This is a genomic window from Stenotrophomonas sp. 99219_Sma (assembly GCF_056480785.1).
The window spans coordinates 3,013,190-3,034,826 of sequence record NZ_CM151117.1; the positions used below are offsets into that span (position 1 = coordinate 3,013,190).

General features: G+C 66.6%; 21 protein-coding genes. 7 read left to right on the plus strand and 14 right to left on the minus strand.

Translation table 11 applies throughout. The annotated features are described in order from the left end of the window. Positions 1-21: 21 nt before the first annotated feature. From ACZK13_RS13845 to ACZK13_RS13885, 9 genes are all read right to left on the minus strand, one after another. Positions 22-1,611 (minus strand): alkaline phosphatase D family protein, encoded by a 1,590-nt coding sequence (locus ACZK13_RS13845; RefSeq protein ID WP_478481826.1) that lies wholly within the window; start codon positions 1,609-1,611, stop codon positions 22-24. Beyond that, complete coding sequence (locus ACZK13_RS13850) at positions 1,611-3,854, minus strand: TonB-dependent receptor family protein (protein WP_478481827.1); 2,244 nt, start codon at positions 3,852-3,854, stop codon at positions 1,611-1,613. The genes ACZK13_RS13845 and ACZK13_RS13850 overlap by 1 nt, the downstream gene beginning before the upstream one ends. A gap of 173 nt (positions 3,855-4,027) precedes the next feature. After that, the gene (locus ACZK13_RS13855; RefSeq protein ID WP_032129633.1) at positions 4,028-5,464 is read right to left on the minus strand and encodes a replicative DNA helicase; all 1,437 of its coding nucleotides are present in this window, start codon (positions 5,462-5,464) and stop codon (positions 4,028-4,030) included. A gap of 212 nt (positions 5,465-5,676) precedes the next feature. Further along, the gene (locus ACZK13_RS13860) at positions 5,677-6,237 is read right to left on the minus strand and encodes an NADPH-dependent FMN reductase (protein ID WP_032129634.1); all 561 of its coding nucleotides are present in this window, start codon (positions 6,235-6,237) and stop codon (positions 5,677-5,679) included. A gap of 66 nt (positions 6,238-6,303) precedes the next feature. Further along, entirely contained in the window at positions 6,304-8,247 is a 1,944-nt protein-coding gene (asnB, locus tag ACZK13_RS13865) for an asparagine synthase (glutamine-hydrolyzing) (protein ID WP_478481829.1), read from the minus strand. 3 nt (positions 8,248-8,250) lie between these two features. After that, positions 8,251-10,530, minus strand: a complete 2,280-nt coding sequence (locus ACZK13_RS13870; protein WP_478444843.1) for a thiamine pyrophosphate-dependent enzyme — start codon at positions 10,528-10,530, stop codon at positions 8,251-8,253. 78 nt (positions 10,531-10,608) lie between these two features. Next, positions 10,609-11,265 (minus strand): glutathione S-transferase family protein, encoded by a 657-nt coding sequence (locus ACZK13_RS13875; RefSeq protein WP_478482525.1) that lies wholly within the window; start codon positions 11,263-11,265, stop codon positions 10,609-10,611. A 175-nt stretch (positions 11,266-11,440) separates the two neighbouring features. Continuing rightward, positions 11,441-11,983 carry a GNAT family N-acetyltransferase gene (locus ACZK13_RS13880; RefSeq protein ID WP_049460564.1) on the minus strand — a complete coding sequence of 181 codons (543 nt, stop codon included), beginning with the start codon at positions 11,981-11,983 and terminating at the stop codon, positions 11,441-11,443. A 126-nt stretch (positions 11,984-12,109) separates the two neighbouring features. Continuing rightward, complete coding sequence (locus ACZK13_RS13885; RefSeq protein ID WP_317618053.1) at positions 12,110-12,955, minus strand: glycine zipper 2TM domain-containing protein; 846 nt, start codon at positions 12,953-12,955, stop codon at positions 12,110-12,112. Positions 12,956-13,118: 163 nt separating this feature from the next. Here ACZK13_RS13885 and ACZK13_RS13890 point away from each other — a divergent pair, with 163 nt between their 5' ends. Beyond that, a complete protein-coding gene (locus ACZK13_RS13890; RefSeq protein ID WP_049398753.1) occupies positions 13,119-13,334 on the plus strand; it encodes a DUF6116 family protein in 216 nt (71 codons plus the stop codon). Then, positions 13,331-14,110, plus strand: coding sequence for a TatD family hydrolase (locus tag ACZK13_RS13895; RefSeq protein ID WP_253143572.1), 780 nt, complete (start codon positions 13,331-13,333; stop codon positions 14,108-14,110). The genes ACZK13_RS13890 and ACZK13_RS13895 overlap by 4 nt, the downstream gene beginning before the upstream one ends. Positions 14,111-14,181: 71 nt before the next feature. Here the strand turns inward: ACZK13_RS13895 and ACZK13_RS13900 are convergent, their stop codons facing one another. Beyond that, positions 14,182-15,009 (minus strand): tRNA threonylcarbamoyladenosine dehydratase, encoded by an 828-nt coding sequence (locus ACZK13_RS13900; RefSeq protein ID WP_253143573.1) that lies wholly within the window; start codon positions 15,007-15,009, stop codon positions 14,182-14,184. A gap of 80 nt (positions 15,010-15,089) precedes the next feature. Here ACZK13_RS13900 and ACZK13_RS13905 point away from each other — a divergent pair, with 80 nt between their 5' ends. Together ACZK13_RS13905 and ACZK13_RS13910 are read left to right on the plus strand one after the other, a co-directional pair. After that, positions 15,090-15,524, plus strand: coding sequence for a cytochrome c (locus ACZK13_RS13905; RefSeq protein ID WP_253143574.1), 435 nt, complete (start codon positions 15,090-15,092; stop codon positions 15,522-15,524). Positions 15,525-15,660: 136 nt separating this feature from the next. After that, positions 15,661-16,155, plus strand: a complete 495-nt coding sequence (locus ACZK13_RS13910; RefSeq protein ID WP_010486804.1) for a glycine zipper 2TM domain-containing protein — start codon at positions 15,661-15,663, stop codon at positions 16,153-16,155. Positions 16,156-16,226: 71 nt separating this feature from the next. Here ACZK13_RS13910 and ACZK13_RS13915 read toward each other — a convergent pair whose 3' ends face one another. Then, positions 16,227-16,436 (minus strand): cold-shock protein, encoded by a 210-nt coding sequence (locus ACZK13_RS13915; RefSeq protein WP_005410290.1) that lies wholly within the window; start codon positions 16,434-16,436, stop codon positions 16,227-16,229. A gap of 236 nt (positions 16,437-16,672) precedes the next feature. Here ACZK13_RS13915 and ACZK13_RS13920 point away from each other — a divergent pair, with 236 nt between their 5' ends. The 3 genes from ACZK13_RS13920 (at position 16,673) to arsC (ending at position 18,773) form a co-directional block, all read left to right on the plus strand. Further along, complete coding sequence (locus ACZK13_RS13920) at positions 16,673-17,158, plus strand: DUF456 domain-containing protein (RefSeq protein ID WP_049398758.1); 486 nt, start codon at positions 16,673-16,675, stop codon at positions 17,156-17,158. Between the two features lie 119 nt (positions 17,159-17,277). Beyond that, positions 17,278-18,432: a phospholipase A gene (locus tag ACZK13_RS13925; protein ID WP_049434855.1), complete on the plus strand. Its 1,155-nt coding sequence runs from the start codon at positions 17,278-17,280 to the stop codon at positions 18,430-18,432. Beyond that, positions 18,432-18,773: an arsenate reductase (glutaredoxin) gene (gene arsC / locus ACZK13_RS13930; protein ID WP_049420898.1), complete on the plus strand. Its 342-nt coding sequence runs from the start codon at positions 18,432-18,434 to the stop codon at positions 18,771-18,773. The genes ACZK13_RS13925 and arsC overlap by 1 nt, the downstream gene beginning before the upstream one ends. A 71-nt stretch (positions 18,774-18,844) precedes the next feature. Here arsC and ACZK13_RS13935 read toward each other — a convergent pair whose 3' ends face one another. From ACZK13_RS13935 to ACZK13_RS13945, 3 genes are all read right to left on the minus strand, one after another. Continuing rightward, entirely contained in the window at positions 18,845-19,480 is a 636-nt protein-coding gene (locus tag ACZK13_RS13935) for a glutathione S-transferase family protein (RefSeq protein ID WP_253143575.1), read from the minus strand. A 57-nt stretch (positions 19,481-19,537) separates the two neighbouring features. Then, positions 19,538-19,873, minus strand: coding sequence for a hypothetical protein (locus ACZK13_RS13940; RefSeq protein WP_478444848.1), 336 nt, complete (start codon positions 19,871-19,873; stop codon positions 19,538-19,540). A gap of 127 nt (positions 19,874-20,000) precedes the next feature. Next, on the minus strand, positions 20,001-21,518 hold the full coding sequence (locus ACZK13_RS13945; protein ID WP_049434851.1) for a fumarate hydratase: 1,518 nt from the start codon (positions 21,516-21,518) through the stop codon (positions 20,001-20,003). Between the last annotated feature and the right edge of the window lie 119 nt (positions 21,519-21,637).

Sequence of the window (21,637 nt, forward strand, 5' to 3'; positions counted from 1 at the left end):
GGCCGGCACTACCGAATGGATTCACACCGGGACTGCGCCCGGGCGGCCGTGGGTCACCTGGAAACGCGCCGCGGTGCGCACCGCAGCGTCCGCACGCAGCACACTGTCGGCGAAGCGCAGTTCCGCATCCACGGTCTGCCGGTTCAGCTGCAGCTTCCACCAGCCACGGCGGTCACCGTCGAAATAGCGGATATGCGGGTTCTGCGGAATCGACGGCCCGTAGTACGGGCCATAGGGCGTGTCGTCGCCGCCACTGCTGATCGCCGGGGCGATGAATTCGGTGGCCACGACCGGCGCACTGGCGGCATCGAAGTCCAGCTTCAGGTCGTTGACGAAGGTGGAATGCCAGTCGCCGCCAAGCACGATGGCATTGCCCTGCCCGCCTGCCTGCAGCGCCTGCAGCAACCGCTTGCGTGCGGCAGGATAGCCATCCCAGGCGTCATTCCAGAAGCGCTCGCGTGGCGTGCCACCGTCCAGCCGCAGCTGCGCCATCAGCAACTGCTGCACCACCACGTTCCAGCGCGTGCCCTGCGCGGCCGCCATCGACTGCGCGAACCACGCCTCCTGGCCCGTGCCGAGCATGCTCATCCGCGGGTCCAGTGCAGCATCACAGCGTGGCGACTCGCCCACACCACAGGGATTGGCCGGGCGGAACTGGCGGCAATCAAGCAGGGTCAGCTGTGCCAGATCGCCGTAGCGCAGGCGCCGATGCACGCGCAGGCCGCCGTTGCCCGCAGGTGTGCTGCGCATCGGCAGATGCTCGTAGAACGCGCGGTAGGCGGCGGCGCGGCGGATGATGAAGTCCTCCGTTGATACGCCGGGTTTTTCCGGGTGGATGCCGGAGTAATCATTCTGTACTTCATGGTCATCCCAGATCACCGCGAACGCGTGTGCGGCATGCGCGGCCTGCAGATCCGGATCGAGCTTGTACAGCGCGTACTGGTCACGATAGCGCTCCAGGCTGACGGTCTCGCCACTGAAGCGTTGCGCATCCAGCGCACGACCACGCGCGTTCTGCAGCGGGCTGTATTCGTACAGGTAGTCCCCGGCATGCAGCACCAGGTCGACATCGCTCTGCGCGATATCGCGCAGGACCGGGTAGTAGCCGCTGTTCCAGGCCTGGCAGGTGCACAGGGCCAACCGAAGCTGCTGCAGTTGCGTGTCCAACGGCGGCGCGGTGCGGAAGTGGCCGACCGCGCTTTCCTCATCGCCGTCGCAGGCGAAACGGTAGTAGTAGTCGCGGCCTGGGCGCAGGCCGTTGACCTCCACGTGCACCGAATGCGCCAGCTCGGGCACCGCGGCCGCAGTCCCCCGCTGCACCAGCCGGCGCATGCCCGGGTCCTCGGCCACGAACCAGCGCACCGGCACCGCCCGCGACGGCATGCCGCCGCCATTGAGCGGGTCCGGCGCCAGCCGCGTCCACAATACGGCCCCCTGTGGATCCGGATCACCGGCGGCGACACCGAGGGTGAACGGATCGCGCCCCAGCCGCGGCCGTGGGCCGGCCGTGGCCAGCCCCGGCATCGCCGCCAGCGCGATCGCCGCCCCCGTGCCCTGCCACGCCATGCGCAGCAGGCGACGACGGCTTTCCGGATCGACAGGCCCGCGCATCAGAAGCGCACGGTAGCGGTGGCCATCACCTGGCGCGGCGCGCCGACCTGCATGGTCGCCAGGCTGCGGGTCGGGTCGGCGGCGTAGGTGCCATTGGTGTTGATCGAGGACAGGTAGCGCTTGTCGGTCAGGTTGGTCAGGTTCAGCGCTACGGTCAGGTTCTGCGCCGGGCCGAGCTTGCCGAAGTCATAGGCCGCCGAGGCGTTGACCAGCCAGTAGCTCGGCACCGACACATCGTTGGTATAGGTCACGTAGCGCTTGCCGACATGGTTGGCGGCCAGGCGCAGGTCCCAGGGGCCCGGGGTCCACGCCAGGGTGCTGGCGAACATCCATTCCGGGGTGTCGACGGTCGTCTTGCCGCGGGTCGGCACCACGCCGTTGTTCACGTAGTCGTTGTCGTAGGTGCTGTCATTCCAGGACAGCGCATTGGACCAGGTCAGGTCCTGCATCGGCTTCAGCTGCAGGGTCGCCTCGGCGCCGCGGCTGGTCACCGAACCGACGTTGGAGAACAGTGCCGGGCAACCGAGGATGCCCACGCACTGCGCGATGGCCAGCAGGCGGTTGTCGAACTTGACGTCGTACACCGCCACCGAGGCTTCATAGCCGCGGCCGTAGCCACGCCAACCCAGCTCGATGGTGCGCGACTGTTCCGGCTTCAGGTTCTTCGCGCTGGCATCGAAGGCGGCCTGCGGCACGTTGAACGGGCTGCCCACGCCCAGCGCATAGGCGGCGACGTTCTTGGCAAACGAACCGAAGATCTCGTTGCCTTCGTTGAGCTTGAAGTTGAAACCCGCCTGCGGCAGCAGGCCCTTCTTCGAGGTCAGGCTGCTGTTGTTGGCATAGCTGCCCAGCGGCGTGCGCACGCTGGTGCGGGTGTGCGGCGACTTCGCGCCGATGTCGATGGTCAGGCGGTCATCAAACAGGCGGAAGCGGTCCTGCACGTAGAACTGGCGGGTGATGGTGGTGTAGCGCTGGTGCCACACGCGCTGGTCCGGGTTGCGCAGGAAGAAGTCGTCGGTGATCGGGCCGTCGATGTAGTAGAAGTTGCGCTGCACGCTGTGGCCGTTGTCCTCGTACCAGAGGCCCGCTTCCAGTTCGTGGCCACCGACGTTCCAGGTGAACGCCGAGGTCACGCCGGTACGGTCGATCGCGTACTCGGTGGTGCGGACCGAGATCGGAATCTCGCGGCTGGTGCCCGGGTTGGACGGATTGGACGGGCTGAACCAGTGGCCCTGGCCACGGTTGCTGTGGTTGTAGACATTGACCTTCAAGCGCATCGACTCGTTCAGGCCGAAATCACCGGCAATGCTGGACAGGTCATCGTTGCGCAGGCCGTGGCCGGAGTAGTACGCATCCCACGGGCTGTTGACGCCGCCGCTGAACTTGCCGCGTGCGGCGGCGACGGCGCGATCCCAGTCCGGCGCGTAGTTGTCCCAGTCCCAGCCGAGGCGATCGATCATTTCCAGCGACAGATCCTGGTAATCGGCCTCGACGCGGCGCGAGGCGTTGAACAGCGCGGTGATCCTGCTGTCCGTTCCGAAGTTGTAGGTGGCCTTGCCGTTGAACTGCTTCAGCTCCTGCGAGCCCTTGCCCTTCCACTTGTCACCTTCCGAATACACGCCGGACAGGTAGGCGGCAAAGCCCTGGTGCTCGCCGGTATCGAGGCGTGCATAGCTGCGGCGTGCGCTGTCACTACCAAAGCTCTGTGCCAGCACGACTCCATACTCGGTGGACGGATCGATCGAGTAGAACTGGAACACGCCGCCGAGGTTGCTGGTGGACGGCGTACCCAGTGCGCCGATGCCGGTGGAGACCTCCGCACCGCCCAGGTTCTCGCTGATCACCGCGCGGCTGATGTGCAGGCCGTTGCTGTTGCCATAGGCCATGTTGCCCAGCGGGCTGCCATCGAGGGTGTAGCCCAGGCGGTTCTGGTTGAAGCCACGCAGGCTGATGGTGGTGGACCATTCGTAGGCGCCGGTGGCATCGGCCGATTCGAAATGCACGCCCGGCTTGGTTGCAAGCAGCTTCAGCGGATTGGCACCCGGCGGCAGCACCTTCATGTCCTCGGCGGTCACGCGCTGCACCTGGCGCGCTTCACCGCGGCCGATCACCGAGACCGAATCGAGGGTGGTGGCCGACTGTGCGTCGGTGGCGGGGGCGGTTTCAGCGGCAGCCAGCGACGGCAGCGAAGCACAGACCAACAGGGCCAGCAGATTGCGGCGAAGCGGAGCGTGGGACGGCATGGGGGCGGATTCCTTGGGCACGCTGGACGCCGAAGGGCGGCGTCGAAGGGCAGCAGCGGCGGAATCGTAGAAGCGTCGCGTTACATGTCATTTACACGCCACATACGGACGTTCGGCGTTTCGAATGGTTTGCCGGCCATGGGGTGGTTGCCGGCCAGCGGCCGGCACTACGGCTATTCGAATGAACCGACCGAGTCGTGGGCCAGGTTGTCGAAGCGGGTGTACTCGCCGAAGAACTTCAGCTTGCACGACCCGGTCGGGCCGCCACGGTGCTTGCCGATGATGATCTCGGCCAGGCCCTTGTCCGGCGAATTTTCCTTGTTGTAGTAATCATCGCGGTAGATGAAGACGATCATGTCCGCATCCTGCTCGATTGCGCCCGATTCGCGAAGATCGGCCATCACCGGGCGCTTGTCGGTACGCGTTTCCAGCGAGCGGTTGAGCTGCGACAACGCGATCACCGGCACGTGCAGTTCCTTGGCCAGGCCCTTCAGCGAACGCGAGATCTCCGAGATTTCGGTCGCGCGGTTTTCGCTGTTGCCCGGCACGCTCATCAGCTGCAGGTAGTCGATCACCACCAGGCCCAGGTCATGTTCGCGCTTGAGGCGGCGGCACTTGGAACGCAGCACTTCCGGCGACACGCCAGGCGTGTCGTCGATGAAGATCTTGGTTTCCTTCAGCATCTTGATCGCGCTGGTGACGCGGCTCCAGTCCTCGTCTTCCAGCTGGCCGGTACGCAGGCGCTGCGCGTTGATGCGGCCGTTGGAGGAAATCAGGCGCATCGCCAGCTGCGATGCCGACATTTCCATCGAGAACACCGCCACGCCCTTCTTCGACTTGATCGCCGCGTACTCGGCGATGTTCAGTGCGAAGGTGGTCTTGCCCATGGCCGGGCGCGCGGCAAGGATGATCAGGTCGGTCGGCTGCAGGCCGGAGGTCATCGCATCGAAATCGTTGTAGCCGGTCGGCAGGCCGGTGATGTTGCCGCCGTTCTCGAAGCGGCTGCGCAGCTCTTCGAAGGCATCCTTCAATGCACCGGGCATCGCCACGAAATCGGTACGGCCGCGTGCGCCCTGTTCGGCGATGGCGAACACGCTCTTTTCCGCCGAGGCCAGCAGCTCGCTGCTCTCGCGTCCCTCGGGCTGGAAACCGTCGTTGACGATGTCGGTACCCACCTGGATCAGCTGCCGCAGCACCGCCTTGTCACGCACGATCTCGGCGTAGGCCACGATGTTGGCCGCCGACGGGGTGGTACTGGCCAGTTCGATCAGATAGGCACCATCGCCCACCAGTTCCATCTTGCCCTGCGATTCGAACCACTCGCCCAGGGTCACCGCATCGAACGGCCGCTCGCGCTCGGACAGCTCACGGATCGCGCGATAGATCATCTGGTGGTCGCGGCGGTAGAAATCGCCTTCGGTCAGCTGGTCATTGACCCGGTCATAGGCCTCAGGGGCCAGCATCAGGCCACCCAGCACCGCCTGCTCGGCTTCCACCGAATGGGGCGGTACCCGCAACTGGTCGATGCGCGACTCGTCGCGATCGCGATCGCGATCGAAGCCATCACCGCGCTCTCTGCGGTTGGAACGGAAGCCGGGGCGAGCGGACATGCTGCGGTGTTTCCTGCGAAAGTGGGCCGGACGAGTGTAGGCATGCGCCGACCCCGGCGGCCATGGACAAGCCTGTGGATAAGCCGTGGAGAAACGGGGGATATCCGCCGGTGCCTGGCCAGACTGGCGTGGGGGCGTCGCACTGCCTGCGACGGGCGCCATTGCGGCACCCGAGCGGACATTATCGCAGATGGGGCTGGCAACCGCTGGCGTCAATCGCCCTTGACGTGAACCGCGATCAGCGCCAGGAACCGGTCCACGTAGCCCTGCAGGAATTTCTGCGTGCCTTCATTGTGGACCGTGCCATCGGCATCGATCAGGCCGTCCTTGAAATGAATGAACGCCTCGGGCTGGCCGAGCACGTGCATGTCCAGGAAGGCCAGGCTGTTGCGCAGGTGCTGCTGGGCCACGGCGGTGCCGATCTGGCCGATGGAGGCGCCGATCACCGCCGCCGGTTTGCCGGCAAACGCGCTGTCACCGTAGGGGCGCGAGCCGATATCGATGGCGTTCTTCAGCACGCCCGGCACCGACCGGTTGTATTCCGGGGTCACGAACAGCACCGCATCGGCGGCACGGACCTGGTCCTTCAGCCGGGTACCCTGCGCCGGATAGTGGCCATCGAAGTCCTGGTCGTACAGCGGCAGATCACCGATCTGCACGTACTGGAAGCGCGCACGGTCGCCGGCAATCTTCTCCAGCGCATGGGCCAGTTTGCGGTTGCAGGAATCCTTGCGCAGGCTGCCGACGAACACGGCGATGGTGGGGACGGACATCGGGACATACTCCTCACGGTGCGGGAGGCCCAGCCTAGTCGCCGGGCCCTTGCAGGCCGGTGAAGATCAGCCGCCGGTCACGCCCGCGCGCACCTGCCGCCAATGCGCCTGCCAGGCCTGGAACATCAGCACGTTCCACAGATGGGTATGCCACTTGCGCTGGCCGCCGAGGAACTGCTGCCACAGCGGCTGTACCGCGGCCGCCGACAGCACGCCCTCCTGCTCCAGCCGCGCGGGCTGCAGCAGATCTTCGGCCCACGGCCGCAGGTCGCCCTTCAGCCAGTCACTGACCGGCGCGCCGAAACCACGCTTGGGCCGGTGCACCATCGACTGCGGTACATAGCGGCCCAGCACGCGCTTGAGCAGCACCTTGCTGGTAGTTTCACTGCGCTTGAAGCCCAGCGGCAGCGACCAGGCGAACTCGGCCACGCGAGAATCCAACAGCGGTGCGCGGGCTTCCAGGCTGACCGCCATCGAGGTGCGGTCGACCTTGCACAGCAGGTCATCCGGCAGGTAGGTCACGTAATCGGCCAGCATCATCGCATCGGCCGGTGTGCCGGCACCGTGCAAAGGGTCGGCCAGGTCGTAGAAGCTGCCCGCGGCCTGCGCTCCGGGCACTGCCGCCGCCGGGTCGCGCCAGCGCGAGATGCGGTTGCGGTACACGTCACCGATGCCACGCGCGCCGGATTCTGCCAACAGCGCGGCCAGGCCGCCGGTACGCGAGGCCTCGCCCTGCTGCTGGGAGCGCGCGCCCATCCAGCGCCGCAGCGGCCCCGGCACACGGCCCAGCATCTGCCAGTTGCGCAGCGCGCGTACATAGCGGGTATAGCCGAAGAACAGCTCGTCGCCACCATCGCCGGACAGCGCCACGGTCACGCCCTGCCGCGCCAGGCGGGCGACCAGCGCGGTCGGCACCTGCGAGGCATCGGCGAAGGGTTCGTCGAACATCGCCGGCAACTGCGGCACCACCGCCAACGCATCGGCACCGCTGACGTAGAGTTCAGTGTGGTCGCAGCCCAGATGCGCGGCCAGTTCCTTGGCCAGCGGCGCCTCGTCGTGGCCCGAACCGGTGAACCCGATGCTGAAGCTGTGCACCGGCTGGCCACTTTGTGCCTGCATCAGCGCGGCCACCAGCGACGAATCGGTGCCGCCGGACAGGAACACGCCCACCGGCACGTCGGCCACCATGCGCAGCGCCACCGCGTCACGCAGCAGCCCGTCCAGCTGCTCCTCGGCTTCCTCGATGCGGCCCTGGAACGGCGCAGCCAGCGCCGCCTGCATGCGCGCACGCGCATCCCAGTACGGGCGCTGCGCCTGTTCCGGGCGATGTGCGGCGGCCCCTGCAGCGACAGCGGCCGCATCCAGGCGCAGCACGCGGCCCGGCATCAATTTGTAGCAGCGCTGGTGGATGCTGTGCGGCGCCGGAATGTAATCCAGCCGCAGCAGCAGGGTCAGTGCGTCACGGTCGATGTCGTTGTCGAAGGCCGGGTGCTGCCACAGCGCCTTCAGTTCCGAACCGAACACCAGCGTGTCGCCGGCCCAGCCGTAGTACAGCGGCTTCTTGCCGACACGGTCGCGGGCCAGCCACAGGCACTGCTCCTGGCGGTCCCACAGCGCAATGGCGAACATGCCGTTGCAGCGCTGCAGGGTGTCTTCCATACCCCACTGCAGGATCGCTGCCAGCAGCACTTCGGTGTCGGAGTGCCCACGGAAGGCGTGTCCCAGCGGCTCCAGTTCGGCACGCAGGGTGGCGAAGTTGTAGACCTCGCCGTTGTAAGCCATCACGTAGCGACCATCGGACGAGGCCATCGGCTGGTGGCCCAGCGGCGACAGATCGAGAATGCTCAGCCGACGGTGCGCCAGCGCGATGCCGGCCCCGGCATCGACCCAGCTGCCGCCATCATCCGGCCCGCGATGGTGCAGCGCCTCGCCCATGGCCAGGACCTGCGCCTGCAGCACCTCGGCCGACGCCACCGGCGCCGGCAACAACATTCCCGCCAATCCACACATGCATCAAGGTTCCTGCGCCAGTTCAAGGGCGGCGCCAATCACCGCATTGTCGCTTGGAAGCCCGAACATTGCTGCCCCCGCCAGCGGCGTATAGGTATCGGCACCGCAGACCCGGCGCAATGGCAGGTGGCCGAAACCGGCCTCGACCAGGGCGGTGACCACGCCCTCGCCCACCCCGCCACTGTGGCGGCCCTCATCCAGAACCAGCACGCGCCGGGCGCTGGCGGCTTGCGCGGCGATGAAACCGGCATCCAGCGGCACCAGCCAGCGCAGGTCGACCACCCGCACCTGCCAGCCCAACTGCTGCTCGATCGCCCGCGCCGCGCGCAGCGCCATCGGCACGCCGTTGCCATAGGTGTAGACCACCAGGTCGCCCGCCTCCGGCGCATAGACCCGGCCCTCGCCCGGTACCAGCGCCTGGCCCTGGGCGGGGTAGTCGAACAGCCACTGGCCATCGCCCGGCGCATGCAGGTCCTTGCTCATGTACAGCGCGATCGGCTCCAGGAACACCGCCACCCGCCCGTCCACCCGCGCCAGCGCGGCCAACGTGCGCAGCATCATCACCGCATCGTCGCCGCGCGACGGGCAACCGACCACCAGGCCGGGAATGTCGCGCAGCGCGGTGATCGAATTGTCGTTGTGGAAGTGGCCACCGAAGCCTTTCTGGTAGCCCAGCCCGGCCACCCGCACCAGCATCGGGTTGCGGTATTGGTCATTGGAGAAGAACTGCAGCGAGCACGCTTCGCCGCGCACCTGGTCGATGGCGTTGTGCAGGTAGGCCAGGTACTGGATCTCCGGAATCGGCAGCATGCCCATGTTGGCCAGGCCCTGCGCCATGCCCAGGATCATGGTCTCGTCCAGCAGGGTGTTGAACACCCGGCGTGGGCCGAAGCGGCGCAGCAGATCCTTGGTGACGGTATAGACACCGCCCTTCTGCGCGACGTCCTCGCCGAACAGCAGGCTCTGCGGATACTTCGCCAGCAGTTCCTGCAGCCCATGGTTGATCTGGATGGCGAGGTGCCGAGGTGCCTGCCGCTCAGGCAGGGTCTCCGCACCGCCATACAGCGCTTCGCGCGCATCGGCGGGCACCTCGCGCCGCGCCTCGGCCTGCACCGCCGCCGGCGTGTACGGCGCCAGCGGCGCCATCACCTCCTGCAGCGACTGCAGCGTCGGGCGGCCCTCGGCATCCGCCGCCGCGGCCATGCAGCGCGCGCGCATCGTTTCGTAGGCGACCTCGATGGCGGCCGCATCCATCCAGCCCGACTCCATCGCGATCTGCGCCGAGCGCAGCAGCGGATCCTGCGCCTCGGCCGCGCACAGCTCCGGCAGCGCGCGCCATTCCACTTCAAAGTCGGTGCCGGCGTGGCCCATCAGGCGGGTGGTGCGCAGATGCAGGAAGGTGGGCCGCCGCGTGCGCCGGCAGTGCTCCACCGCCGCCTGCACCTGGGCGTGCCCGGTGGCCAGGTCGAGACCATCAGCGAAGAAATAGTCGAGCCCCGGCTGGCGGCTGAAGCGCTCGGCAATCCAGCCTTCCGGCGTCTTCACTGAAATGCCCAGCCCGTTGTCCTCGCAGACGAACAGGATCGGCGCCGGCAGCTTCTGGTAGGCCGACCACATCGCGGTGTTGAACGCGGTCTGCGCGGTGGCATGGTTGGCCGAGGCGTCGCCGAACGAGCACAGCACGATGCTGTCGGCCGGGATTGGCAACGGCTGCCCCAGACGCTTGCCGCTCTCGATGGCCAGCGCGGTGCCCAGCGCTTTCGGCAGGTGCGACGCGATGGTCGAGGTCTGCGGCAGCACCCACAACGGTTTGCTGCCCCACACCTTGTGGCGGCCCCCGCTGGCCGGGTCATCGGCGCTGGCGGCGAAAGACAGCGCGGCATCGCGTAGCGGATCGATGCCCGGCACCTGGCGCGAACGCTCGGCCATGAAGGCACCGGAGCGATAGTGCAGGAAGGCTGGATCGGTATGCCGGCAGGCCCGCGCCAGCAGCGCGTTGCCCTCGTGGCCGGAGGAACCGATGGTGTAGAAGACCTTGTTCTGAACGCGCAGCACGCGTGCCATCAGGTCCAGCTGGCGGCTGGCCAGCTGCGAATCGAACAGTTCGCCAAACGCGGCGGCAGTGAGCGTGCTGCCCGGCAGGATCGGCGCATCCGGCGCCGGGCGCGGACGCGGGGTTCCACGCCAACCACGCACCGCATCGAGAAAGTTGACGTCGCACACTTCGGCGCGGTTGAGCACGCGCATGCGTGCGGGAATCGGATCTGGAACCACAGCGAACATCGAACACCCTCCGTGTCGTTGTTGCATTCCGCCCGGCGTTGGCCAGGCGCTACCCTGTGGGAGTCACCCTGGTGAGACTCACGCAGCCTCGAATCGCGAGCGCACTTCGGCAGTCACGGCCGGCATCGGCAGGAAGCGCGGTTGTTCACGCACGCGCTGCAGCCAGCCACGCACTTCCGGGAATGGCTGCAGGCTGATACCGCCCTCTCCAGCCACGTCGGTATAGGCAAACAGCGCGATATCGGCGATGCCATATCCGTTGCCGGTGAACCACTGCGCTTCGCGCAGATGTTGCTCCATTACTGCCAGCGCGGTGGCGGCGCGCTCGTGCAGGCGCGGCAGTTCGGCGCGGCGCGGTGAATCAGCGGGGGTCCAGCCACGGATGAAGCGCGCCACCGCCACGCACGGCTCGTGCGTGTACTGCTCGAAGAACATCCAGCTCAACGCCTGCGCGCGCCCCCAGCCATCGGTGGGCAGGTACGGCGTGCCCTCGGCCAGCCAGAACAGGATCGCGTTGGATTCGGTCAGCACGCGGCCATCGTCGCGGACGATCAGCGGCACCTTGGCATTCGGATTCAACGCCAGGAATTCGGGGGTGTGGGTCTGGCCATGGGCGCTGTCCACCTCCACCCAGCGGTAGCGGCTGCCGAGCTGCTCCAGCAGCAGGCGCACCTTGTGGCAATTGCCCGAGACCGACATGCCATGCACCGTCAACGGGACGCGCTCTTCCACCATCGCCTGCTCCATCGGATCCGGCCGGCGGCCAGCTGCGTGCAGTCTGGCAAGCGTGCCGATGAATGCCAAGCGCGGGTGCAGCATGGCAACACGGTAGTGCCGACCGCTGGCCGGCAATCGCGCGAATCTGCCGCAACGCGGTTGCCGGCCAGCGGCCGGCACTACCGGGCAAGGCTCAGCGCGCGCGCTGCCGCCACTGCTCGCGCGACTGGCCCCAGATCTGCATCGGCTTGTCGTTGTACGGCGCTGGCAACTCCCCCATCCGCAGCAGCGTGCTGCCGAGCTTGCGCGCCACGGCCCGCGAGTTGTCATTGTTCTCGGCAATGGTATGGATCACTTCGTCCCAACCCAGCGTGTCGAACGCCCAATCGATTGCTGCGACCGCCGCTTCCGGCGCATAGCCCCGGCCCCAGCTGGCATGACGGATGCCCCAGCCGACCTCGGTACCGGGCCAGTCCTGCGGTTGCCAGGGCCCCATCCGCCCGATCCAGTCACCGCTGGATTTCTCGATCACGCTGAACATCGAGAAGCCAAACAGCTGCCAGGCGCCAGCCAGGCTGCAGAAGCCACGCCAGGCCACCGACGGCGGCTGCACGCCACCAAGGGTGCGCATCGTTTCCTCGTCGGCGCAGAACGCCAGATACGGCTCGTAGTCCTCGCGCAGCAGCGGCCGCAGGATCAGCCGTTCGGTTTCGATGCGCAGGTCGAAGATGCTCATGCCGGCTCCATGTCGAAGGAAGCGTCCATGATGGTGGATTCACGCCCCGCGCGGATGAATTTCGCCGGCTGCAACGAAACGGGCCGGCATAAGCCGGCCCGTCAGGTACTGCATGCTGCGTCTGGATTACTGGCGCGTGCTGGCCGCCGTGGCACCGGCAGCAGCGGTCTGCGTGACCAGCTGGCCATCGACCACCGGCAGGCGATCGCTGGCCGGCTTGTTGTCCATGCGCACCGTCTTCTCGGCGCCGTCATAGCGGTAGGTCACGTTGTACCCCTTCACCACGTCGTTGGTGCCCATGGCGATGCGGTTGCCCGGCTTGCTGGCCATGCGCATGGTGCCGGTGGTGCCGTCCTCGTTGCGGTAGGTCACGTTGTAGCCGGTGACGCGGCTCGACTCGGAGGTTGCGGTCTCGGTGTGGCACTGGCGCTCGGTTCGGTTGACCACACGGCCACCCACATGGCGCTTGTCGATCTGGTTGCCGATGAAGCCACCGGCCACCGCGCCGGCCGCAGTGGCGGCCTTCTTGCCATTGCCGCCGCCGACCTGGTTGCCCAGCAGGCCACCCACCACAGCACCGACCACGGTACCGCCGACGTTGCCGTCACGTTCCGGCAGGCGCTCCTGCACCGTCACGTCCTGGCAGACTTCATGCGGGGTCTGGGTGGTGGAGGTCTCACGCACCGCGTCGGTGCCGATCACGGTGGCGTAGGCCTTCTGCTTCTCGGTGATCGGGTCGACCTTCAGCACGTCGGCGTATTCCAGGCCGCGCGGCGCGGTCGGGTCGAGCGTGTCAGCACGCGTGCCATCGTCAGCGGCGTTGCCGTCGACCAGGCGCGATTCACCATTGGGGGTTCCGGCGCTGATGGAATCGGGCGATTTGTCGCCACTCTTCATGAAGGCGGCAGTGGCGATGCCACCGACCAGCAGCGCGCCCGCTGCGACCAGGACAGTTGTAGTTGTGCTTTTCATGACCTGCTCCTTGCGGACCATCCGCAACGTTCTCGAACCAGATTGCAGCATGCGCTGCCTGAACGGAATCTCCACATTTCCTGCTCATTCCCGTAACCCATTCAGCATCGGGAAATGCTGGGCCCGTGGTAGCGTTTGCATATTCCCCAGGAGGACCCCCGCCATGGCCAACCCGATGCTGCTGCCGGTACTGCAATGGGCGCGCCGGCTGCGCTACCCCACCCTGTTCAAGCTCACCGCGGGCCTGTTCGCGCTGACCCTGTTCATCCCGGACCCGATTCCGTTCGTCGATGAGCTGGTGCTCGGCTTCGGCACCCTACTGCTGGCCAATTGGAAGCGCCGCAACACCACCACGCCTCCGCCGCTGGAGCAGCATTGAGCCTGCTGGTCGACAGCCACTGCCATCTGGACGCCAGCGAGTTCGACCGCGACCGCGCCGCGGTGGTCGAGCGTGCGCAGGCCGCTGGCGTGCACCAGCAGGTGGTGCCGGCGGTGACCGCAGCCAGCTGGCCGAAGCTGCGCGGGGTCTGCCAGCAGGCGCCGGGGCTGTACCCAGCCTACGGCCTGCATCCGATGTTCCTGGCCGAGCACCAGCCTGGGCACCTGCCGCTGCTGCGCGAGTGGATCGAACGCGAACGCCCCTGCGCGATCGGCGAATGTGGTCTGGACTTTTTCGTTGAAGGCCTGGATGCCGAGGCGCAACAGGCATATTTCATCGGTCAGCTGGAGCTGGCCCGTGAGTTCGAGCTGCCGGTGATCGTGCATGCACGGCGCGCGGTGGATGCGGTGATCGCCGCGATCCGTCGCGTCGGCGGCCTGCGCGGCGTGGTGCACAGCTTTTCCGGCAGTCCGGAACAGGCAGCGCAACTGCACAGGCAGGGCTTCCTGCTCGGGCTCGGCGGCCCGTTGACCTACGAACGCGCGCAACGCCTGCAGCGGCTGGCGCGCGAGATGCCGCTGGAACAGCTGCTGCTGGAGACCGACGCCCCGGACCAGCCTGACGCCGGCATCCGCGGCCAGCGCAACGAACCGGCCCGGCTGGCGATCATCGCCCGCCACGTGGCGGCGCTACGCGGGATGGAGCTGGACGCGGTGGCCCAGGCCACGACGGAGAACGCGCGGCGGCTGTTCGCGCTGCCCGCTATGCAACGGTAGGTGCCGGCCGCTGGCCGGCATCTGCGCTGATTCAATCATTCCGGGTTGCCGGCCAGCGGCCGGCACTACCATCACGCGTCAGCGTGATCCTCGACCGCTTCGGCCTTGACCTTCTTCGGCTCCAGCAGCATTTCCAGCGCCTTGCCTACCGCCGCGAACGCGAACGCACCGGTGATGTGGGTCGCCGCACCCAGGCCCGCGCCGCAGTCCAGCTTCAATGCCGCATCAGCGCCCAGGTTCGGGCGGATGCCACAGACGCTGCCATCGGCCTGCGGGTACTTCACATTCTCCAGCGAATACACCGCCGGCACGCCGAAGTAGCGCTTGGCATTCTTCGGAAAGTTGAACTCGCTGCGCAGCTTCTTGCGGATCAACGCCAGCATGGCGTCGTGCTCGGTGCGCGAGACATCGCGGATGCGTACCAGGGTGGGATCGGTGCGGCCACCGGCGGCACCCACGGTCAGCAGCGGCAGCTTGCGGCGGCGGCACCAGGCAATCGTCTCGACCTTGACCCGGAAGCTGTCGCAGGCATCGATCACCAGATCAAAGCCACGGTCCAGCAGTTCGGCCATGTTCGACACCGTCAGGAACGCCTGTACGGCATCGACCGCGATGTCCGGGTTGATCGCGCGGCAGCGTTCGGCCATCGCCTCGGCTTTGTTACGGCCGTAGTTGCCTTCCATCGCCGGCAGTTGCCGGTTGGTGTTGGACACGCAGATGTCATCGGCATCGATCAGGGTCAGGTGACCGACCGCCGAACGGGCCAATGCCTCCACCACCCACGAGCCAACGCCACCCATGCCCACCACCGCCACGCGGCTGCTCTGCAGGCGCTCGAGTGCGCCCACGCCATACAGCCGTTCGATGCCGGCGAAGCGTTGTTTGACCTGTTCGTTCATCCGGCTATTTTAACGTGCAGGCGCCAGCGCCTGCAGCGCGCCGGTATCGAACCCACCGTTGCACGTCCGGAGAGCCCGCCATGAACGCCAGCCCGCCCCGCCGCCCGTCCACCGCCTACCGCTATCTGTTCGTGCTCGGCCTGGGCCTGTTGATCGGCCTGATCGCCACGGTGATGGTCGGCCGCGCCCTGCAGGCCCGCCGCGATCCGTTCCCGGACAGCCTGATGCAGGTGATGCAACGGCAATCGCAGCTGCTGCAGCAGGCCCAGCAGCAGAACCGCTGCAGCCTGGCCGACAGCGTGCCGCGGTTGCAGGCCATGCGCCTGCTGTCCAACGACCTGGACCTGGCCTTTCCCGGGCTGAAGGACAGCGCGCAGTTCCAGAAGCATGCCAGCCAGCTGCGCGGCAACCTCAACGCCGCTCTGGCTGCGCCGCCCAGCGACTGCGCGGCCTTGGCCCGGGTGGTGGAAACGGTGCAGGCCGACTGCCGCGCCTGCCACCAGGACTTCCGCTGAGCCGCATTCATCCTGCAGCCGGACAAGGCCTGCGCGGTTGGCGCCTTGTTCACGTTCAAAAGGGGACGATTCGTCCACCCTGCTGCATGACGCAGTACCACCCCAGACACCCGCCTTCACGGCCAGGAGACGCCCCATGAAGATCCAGCTCATCGCCGCCAGCGCCATCGCTACCCTTGCCCTGGCTGGCTGTGCCACCTCGCCCGGCTACGGCGGTGGTGGTTACAACAACGGCTACAACAATGGCGGCTACGGCAACAATGGTGGCTACAACCAAGGCCGCTGCGCCGACTGCGGCATCGTGACCCGCATCAACACCGTGCAGTCCGGCCGTACCGCGCCCAGCGCGACCGGCGCGATCCTGGGCGGCATCGTCGGCGCCGTGGCCGGCCACGAGATCTCCGACCACACCGGCGGCAGCCGTGGCAACAAGAACATCGCCGCCGCTGCAGGCGCGGTCGGTGGCGCACTGGCCGGCAACCAGATCCAGAAGAACGTGACCAGCGACACCTACGACATCAGCGTGCGCATGGACGATGGCCGCACCATCGTGGTCAACCAGCGCGACCTCGGCGGCATCCGCGAGAACACCTACGTGCGCGTGGTCAACGGCAAGGTCATCCTGCGCTGACCTGCATCGGGCCGATGGCAAAGAAAAGGCCCGCTTGCGCGGGCCTTTTCATTTGACGGTATGCAGCGCGATCAGGTCGGCTGAACGGCGTCGGCCTGCAGGCCCTTCTGGCCCTGCACGACGGTGAAGGTGACCTTCTGGCCTTCCTTCAGGCTCTTGAAGCCCTGGGTCTGGATGGCACGGAAGTGCACGAACACGTCTTCGCCGTTTTCACGGCTGATGAAGCCGAAGCCCTTTGCATCGTTGAACCACTTGACGGTACCGGTCTCGCGATCAGACATCTCACTAACTCCCTGGTGACTCTCTCTTGTTGTAGGAAACGCCTGGTGGGCGGCTGACAAGCAAGGGGGAAGCGAGGTGCATCGATGCAGCGGATCGGGAAGATCTTGCTTCATCAGGCCACGATCCACGGTGACCTTGCCAAGCTCAGCGACTGCAACTTAACCCGCCCAAAACGAAAAAGCAACTGGCAAAATCTTTCACTGTCAACCCCAAAACGACCACCATACGGGACAGCATGGGACTCTCATTCATCTTATATCTGCTAGCGGTCATTTTTGTCCTCGTCGGCATCGCCGGAATCATCCTTCCGGCCCTCCCCGGCATCCCGCTGGTATTCATCGGACTGCTGCTTGCGGCGTGGGCCGACGGCTTCGCCCACGTCGGCTGGCCGACCCTGGTCGCGCTGGGCGTACTGACCCTGCTCTCGCTGCTGGTGGACGTGCTGGCCACAGTGGTGGGTGCGCAGCGGGTCGGTGCCAGCCGCAAGGCGCTGTGGGGCACGTTCGTCGGCAGCATCGTCGGGCTGTTCTTCATGCCGATCGGCCTCTTTGCCGGGCCCCTGATCGGCGCCCTGGCCGGCGAGTACTGGCACACCCGTGAACTGGGCCGCTCGACCAAGGTGGGTCTGGCCACCTGGCTCGGCATCCTGCTCGGCCTGGCGTTGAAGCTGGCGGTGGTGATCGCGATGCTGGGCCTGTTCGCCTTCGCCTGGTTCCTGTAACCCGCACCGTCTTCACGCCGCGCGCACGCGGTGGCCGTGCATAAACCGTGGGGGCTGGCCGCGATGCGGTACAGCCGCCACACTGTGCGATTCCCGTATTCACCGAAGGGCCTGCTGGAATGACCCTCCCCCCGCTGCTTCCCCGCCTTGCGCCGCTGGCGCTGGCCCTGGCCAGTGCCCCATTGGCCGCGCAGGAATTCGTGCCCAGCACCGATACCTCGCCGGCGGCGTGTGCCGCCATCACCACTGACGCGGCGCGCCTGGCCTGCTATGACCGCCTGTTCGCGCATACGCCGCAGGCCACGGCCGCCGCGGATGCCGCTGCCGAGGCGGCCGCGCAGGCCCGTCGCGAAGAACGCCAGACCGCACGCGTGAGCCAAGGCGAAGAGAAACTGCGCGAGCGGGTCAGCGACCTGTTCCGCCCCGCTGCGCCGGACAGCGCGCTGGCCAATGCCGGCCGCGGTTCGCTGTTGGACAGCCGCTGGGAACTGGCCGAGGACTCCAAGCTCGGCCCATTCCAGCTGCGTGCCTACAAGCCGGTGTACCTGCTGCCCGCGTTCTGGACCAGCGACCGCAACACCACGCCGCATTCACCGAATCCGGCCAACACGGTCACCACGCCGCAGGTGCTGGACAGCGCCGAACTGAAGTTCCAGATCAGCTTCAAGACCAAGATCGCCGAGAACCTGTTCGGCGACAACGGCGACATCTGGGCCGGCTACACCCAGAGCTCGCGCTGGCAGGCCTACAACGGCGAGGATTCGCGCCCGTTCCGCGAAACCAACTACGAGCCGGAAGTGATGATGGTGTTCCGCAACGGCTACTCGATCGGTGGCTGGCGTGGACGCATGACCGGCATCGCGCTGAACCACCAGTCCAACGGCCGTGCCGACCCACTGTCGCGCAGCTGGAACCGGGTGATGCTCAACATCGGCCTGGACCGCGAGAACTGGGCGCTGGTGCTGCGGCCGTGGTACCGCATTCCCGAGACCCGCAGCGACGACAACAATCCGGACATCGAGGACTACATGGGCCGCGGTGATGCGACCCTGACCTGGAACCGCAACGGCCACGAAGTCTCACTGATGGCGCGCCACTCGCTGCGCACCGGCAGCCGTTCGCACGGCGCCCTGCAGCTGGATTACGGCTTCCCGATCAGCAACCTGCTGCGCGGCCATGTGCAGGTCTTCGACGGCTATGGCGAGAGCCTGATCGACTACAACCACAAGGCCACCTACGTGGGCGTGGGCGTGTCGCTGCTGGAGTGGTTCTGATGGACGTGACGATCTGGCACAACCCGGCCTGCAGCAACTCGCGTGGCGCATTGAAGCTGATCCGCGATGCCGGCTTCGAGCCGGAGGTGATCGAGTACCTCGGCAATCCACCCGATGTGGCCACACTGCGCCAGGTGCTGGCCGAATCCGGCCTGGACGCGCAGGCGCTGGTGCGCAGCAAGGAAGCACAGTTCACCGAACTGGGCCTGGAAGATGCGGACGAGGCCACGCTGCTCGCCGCGATGGCCGCACACCCGCGCCTGATCAACCGCCCCGTGGTGCGCACGCCCAAGGGCACCCGGCTGTGCCGTCCACCGGAAACGGTGCTGGAGATCCTGTAACGGAAAAGGGGACGGAGGGGATTAAGTCGCTTGTGCACAAACGACTTAATCCCCTCCGTCCCCTTTTCTGGTTACCGCCAGTCGGTGATGCCCTCGCGGCGGTATACCTCGGCGAACGCCGGGCGCGCCTTCATCGACGTGGCATGTGCCTTCAGCATCGGCCAGGTGTCGCTGGGCTTCGGCATGTTGCGCGACCAGCGCATCAGCATCACCAGCATGTAGTCGACCACGCAGGGCGTGGTGCCCAGCAGGTAGGGGCCATGCGCCTGCAGGTGCGTGGCGACCTGCTGCCAGGCCGCCTCAAGGCGCTGACGGGCCATCTCGCGGCTCGCTTCGATATTTGCCTCACCTGCCATTTCGTGCGGATAGAACCAGGCCCGATAGGCCGGCTGCAGCGTATTGGCACACCAGAACATCCAGCGGTAGGCATCGGCGCGCTGCGGCGTGCCCAGTGCGGGCAGCAGGTTGGCCTCCGGATGGCGGTCAGCCAGATACAGTGCGATCGCCGCCGCTTCGGTCAGTACCAAGCCATCGATCAGCAGTGTCGGCACCACACCGGCCGGATTCAGCGCCAGGTACTCCGCCGACTTGTGCTCGCGCGCGTCGAAATCCAGCAGCACCAGTTCGTGCTCGATGCCCAGCTCGATCAGCAGCCAGTGCACCACCAGCGCGGCGGTACTGGTTGAACCATACAGCGTGGTACTCATGCGCGGGGCCCGTGTGGATGGATCGGCCGATTATGCGCCCACACGGGCTGTCGCTGCTCAGCCGCAACTGCTCATGCAGGTATCGCGGCTTTCGCCACAGGACATGATCGGCGTGCGTATCGCGCAGTCGTGCGTCTTCAGTTCACAGGAACGGCGCAACTCGGGGTTGGCAACGTCCTTGCAGCGCTTGTCCGGCGCCGGCACCATCTGTTGTTCGCAGCTGAAGTCGTTGCTGCCGATACTGCCCCGCGCCATGCAGCTGCGATAGTCGGCCTGACACTGCATGCGGCACTGCGAGGAGGCGGAGAAGTCCGCACCTTCATAGGACGAGGTTGTACTGCAGCCGGCCAGGGCCAGCAGGATCGCAACGGCGATGAATCGATGCAGGCCCATGAACACGTCCTGTGTGAGGTCGCGCCGAGCCTAGCAGAGCAGAGCAGATGCTGCAGGTTCGTTAACCCTCACCACACAACAACGGCGCCACACGGGCGCCGTTGCTTGAACCGGAAGCGCGGCAGGATTACTCCACCACCACCGGAATCTTGCCGATGCGGGCCTGCCACTCGCGCGGGCCGGTCTTGTGCACCGATTCGCCGGTGGAATCCACCGCCACGGTCACCGGCATGTCCTGCACGGTGAACTCGTAGATCGCCTCCATGCCCAGGTCGGCGAAACCGACCACCTTGGCCGCCTTGATCGCCTTGGACACCAGGTAGGCCGAACCACCGACGGCCATCAGGTAGGCCGACTTGTTGTCACGGATCGCTTCGATCGCCGCCGGACCGCGCTCGGCCTTGCCGACCATGCCCAGCAGACCGGTCTGCTCCAGCACCTGACGGGTGAACTTGTCCATGCGGGTGGCCGTGGTCGGGCCGGCCGGGCCCACTACTTCGTCACGCACAGGATCGACCGGGCCGACGTAGTAGATGAAGCGGCCCTTCAGATCGACCGGCAGTTCCTCGCCCTTGTTGAGCATGTCGACCATGCGCTTGTGCGCGGCGTCGCGGCCGGTCAGCAGCTTGCCGTTCAGCAGCAGGGTCTGGCCCGGTTTCCAGCTGGCCACGTCCTCCGGGGTGATCGTGTCCAGGTCCACGCGGGTGCCCTTGGACGAATCGTAGGTCAGCTTCGGCCAGTCCTCCAGCGACGGCGGGTCCAGCATCACCGGGCCGCTGCCATCCAGGGTGAAGTGCGCATGGCGGGTGGCCGCGCAGTTCGGGATCATCGCCACCGGCAGGTTGGCCGCATGAGTCGGGTAATCGTTGATCTTGATGTCGAGCACGGTGGTCAGGCCACCCAGGCCCTGCGCACCGATGCCCAGCGCGTTGACCTTCTCGTACAGCTCCAGGCGCAGCTCTTCAATGCGGTTGGACGCACCACGGGCCTGCAGCTCGGTGATGTCGATCGGCTCCATCAGCGCTTCCTTGGCCAGCAGCATCGCCTTCTCGGCGGTGCCGCCGATGCCGATGCCGAGCATGCCCGGCGGGCACCAGCCGGCGCCCATGGTCGGCACGGTCTTCAGCACCCAGTCGACGATGGAATCGGACGGGTTGAGCATGGCGAACTTGGTCTTGGCTTCCGAACCACCCCCCTTGGCGGCGACGATGACGTCGACGGTGTTGCCCGGCACCACCTTGACGTTGACCACGCCCGGGGTGTTGTCCCTGGTGTTGATGCGCTTGCCGGCCGGATCAGCCAGCACCGAAGCGCGCAGCTTGTTGTCCGGGTGCATGTAGGCGCGGCGCACGCCTTCATTGGCCATGTCTTCCACGCCCATGGTGGCGTCGTCCCAACGCACGTCCATGCCGATTTCCAGGAACACGGTGACGATGCCGGTGTCCTGGCAGATCGGACGGTGGCCTTCGGCGCACATGCGCGAATTGATCAGGATCTGCGCCATCGCTTCCTTCGCGGCCGGCGACTCCTCGCGCTCGTAGGCGGCAGCAAGGTTCTTGATGTAGTCGACCGGGTGGTAGTACGAGATGTACTGCAGCGCGTCGGCGATGGACTGGATGAGGTCTTCCTGCTTGATCGATGTCACGACTTGCTCGCTTGCTGGAGGCTGGCGGGGGTAATCCCCCCATTTTACCCCCTCCCCCGGCCGCAGGGTGGTAGTGCCGGCCGCTGGCCTGCACTATCCACGCACACCCTCTGTCACGC

Excerpts from the sequence above, each read along its gene's own strand:
- ACZK13_RS13845 (WP_478481826.1), bottom strand. The coding sequence starts at position 1,611 with ATGCGCGGGCCTGTCGATCCGGAAAGCCGTCGTCGCCTGCTGCGCATG.
- ACZK13_RS13850 (WP_478481827.1), bottom strand. The coding sequence starts at position 3,854 with ATGCCGTCCCACGCTCCGCTTCGCCGCAATCTGCTGGCCCTGTTGGTC.
- ACZK13_RS13855 (WP_032129633.1), bottom strand. The coding sequence starts at position 5,464 with ATGTCCGCTCGCCCCGGCTTCCGTTCCAACCGCAGAGAGCGCGGTGAT.
- ACZK13_RS13860 (WP_032129634.1), bottom strand. The coding sequence starts at position 6,237 with ATGTCCGTCCCCACCATCGCCGTGTTCGTCGGCAGCCTGCGCAAGGAT.
- asnB (WP_478481829.1), bottom strand. The coding sequence starts at position 8,247 with ATGTGTGGATTGGCGGGAATGTTGTTGCCGGCGCCGGTGGCGTCGGCC.
- ACZK13_RS13870 (WP_478444843.1), bottom strand. The coding sequence starts at position 10,530 with ATGTTCGCTGTGGTTCCAGATCCGATTCCCGCACGCATGCGCGTGCTC.
- ACZK13_RS13875 (WP_478482525.1), bottom strand. The coding sequence starts at position 11,265 with ATGGTGGAAGAGCGCGTCCCGTTGACGGTGCATGGCATGTCGGTCTCG.
- ACZK13_RS13880 (WP_049460564.1), bottom strand. The coding sequence starts at position 11,983 with ATGAGCATCTTCGACCTGCGCATCGAAACCGAACGGCTGATCCTGCGG.
- ACZK13_RS13885 (WP_317618053.1), bottom strand. The coding sequence starts at position 12,955 with ATGAAAAGCACAACTACAACTGTCCTGGTCGCAGCGGGCGCGCTGCTG.
- ACZK13_RS13890 (WP_049398753.1), top strand. The coding sequence starts at position 13,119 with ATGGCCAACCCGATGCTGCTGCCGGTACTGCAATGGGCGCGCCGGCTG.
- ACZK13_RS13900 (WP_253143573.1), bottom strand. The coding sequence starts at position 15,009 with ATGAACGAACAGGTCAAACAACGCTTCGCCGGCATCGAACGGCTGTAT.
- ACZK13_RS13905 (WP_253143574.1), top strand. The coding sequence starts at position 15,090 with ATGAACGCCAGCCCGCCCCGCCGCCCGTCCACCGCCTACCGCTATCTG.
- ACZK13_RS13910 (WP_010486804.1), top strand. The coding sequence starts at position 15,661 with ATGAAGATCCAGCTCATCGCCGCCAGCGCCATCGCTACCCTTGCCCTG.
- ACZK13_RS13915 (WP_005410290.1), bottom strand. The coding sequence starts at position 16,436 with ATGTCTGATCGCGAGACCGGTACCGTCAAGTGGTTCAACGATGCAAAG.
- ACZK13_RS13920 (WP_049398758.1), top strand. The coding sequence starts at position 16,673 with ATGGGACTCTCATTCATCTTATATCTGCTAGCGGTCATTTTTGTCCTC.
- ACZK13_RS13925 (WP_049434855.1), top strand. The coding sequence starts at position 17,278 with ATGACCCTCCCCCCGCTGCTTCCCCGCCTTGCGCCGCTGGCGCTGGCC.
- arsC (WP_049420898.1), top strand. The coding sequence starts at position 18,432 with ATGGACGTGACGATCTGGCACAACCCGGCCTGCAGCAACTCGCGTGGC.
- ACZK13_RS13935 (WP_253143575.1), bottom strand. The coding sequence starts at position 19,480 with ATGAGTACCACGCTGTATGGTTCAACCAGTACCGCCGCGCTGGTGGTG.
- ACZK13_RS13940 (WP_478444848.1), bottom strand. The coding sequence starts at position 19,873 with ATGGGCCTGCATCGATTCATCGCCGTTGCGATCCTGCTGGCCCTGGCC.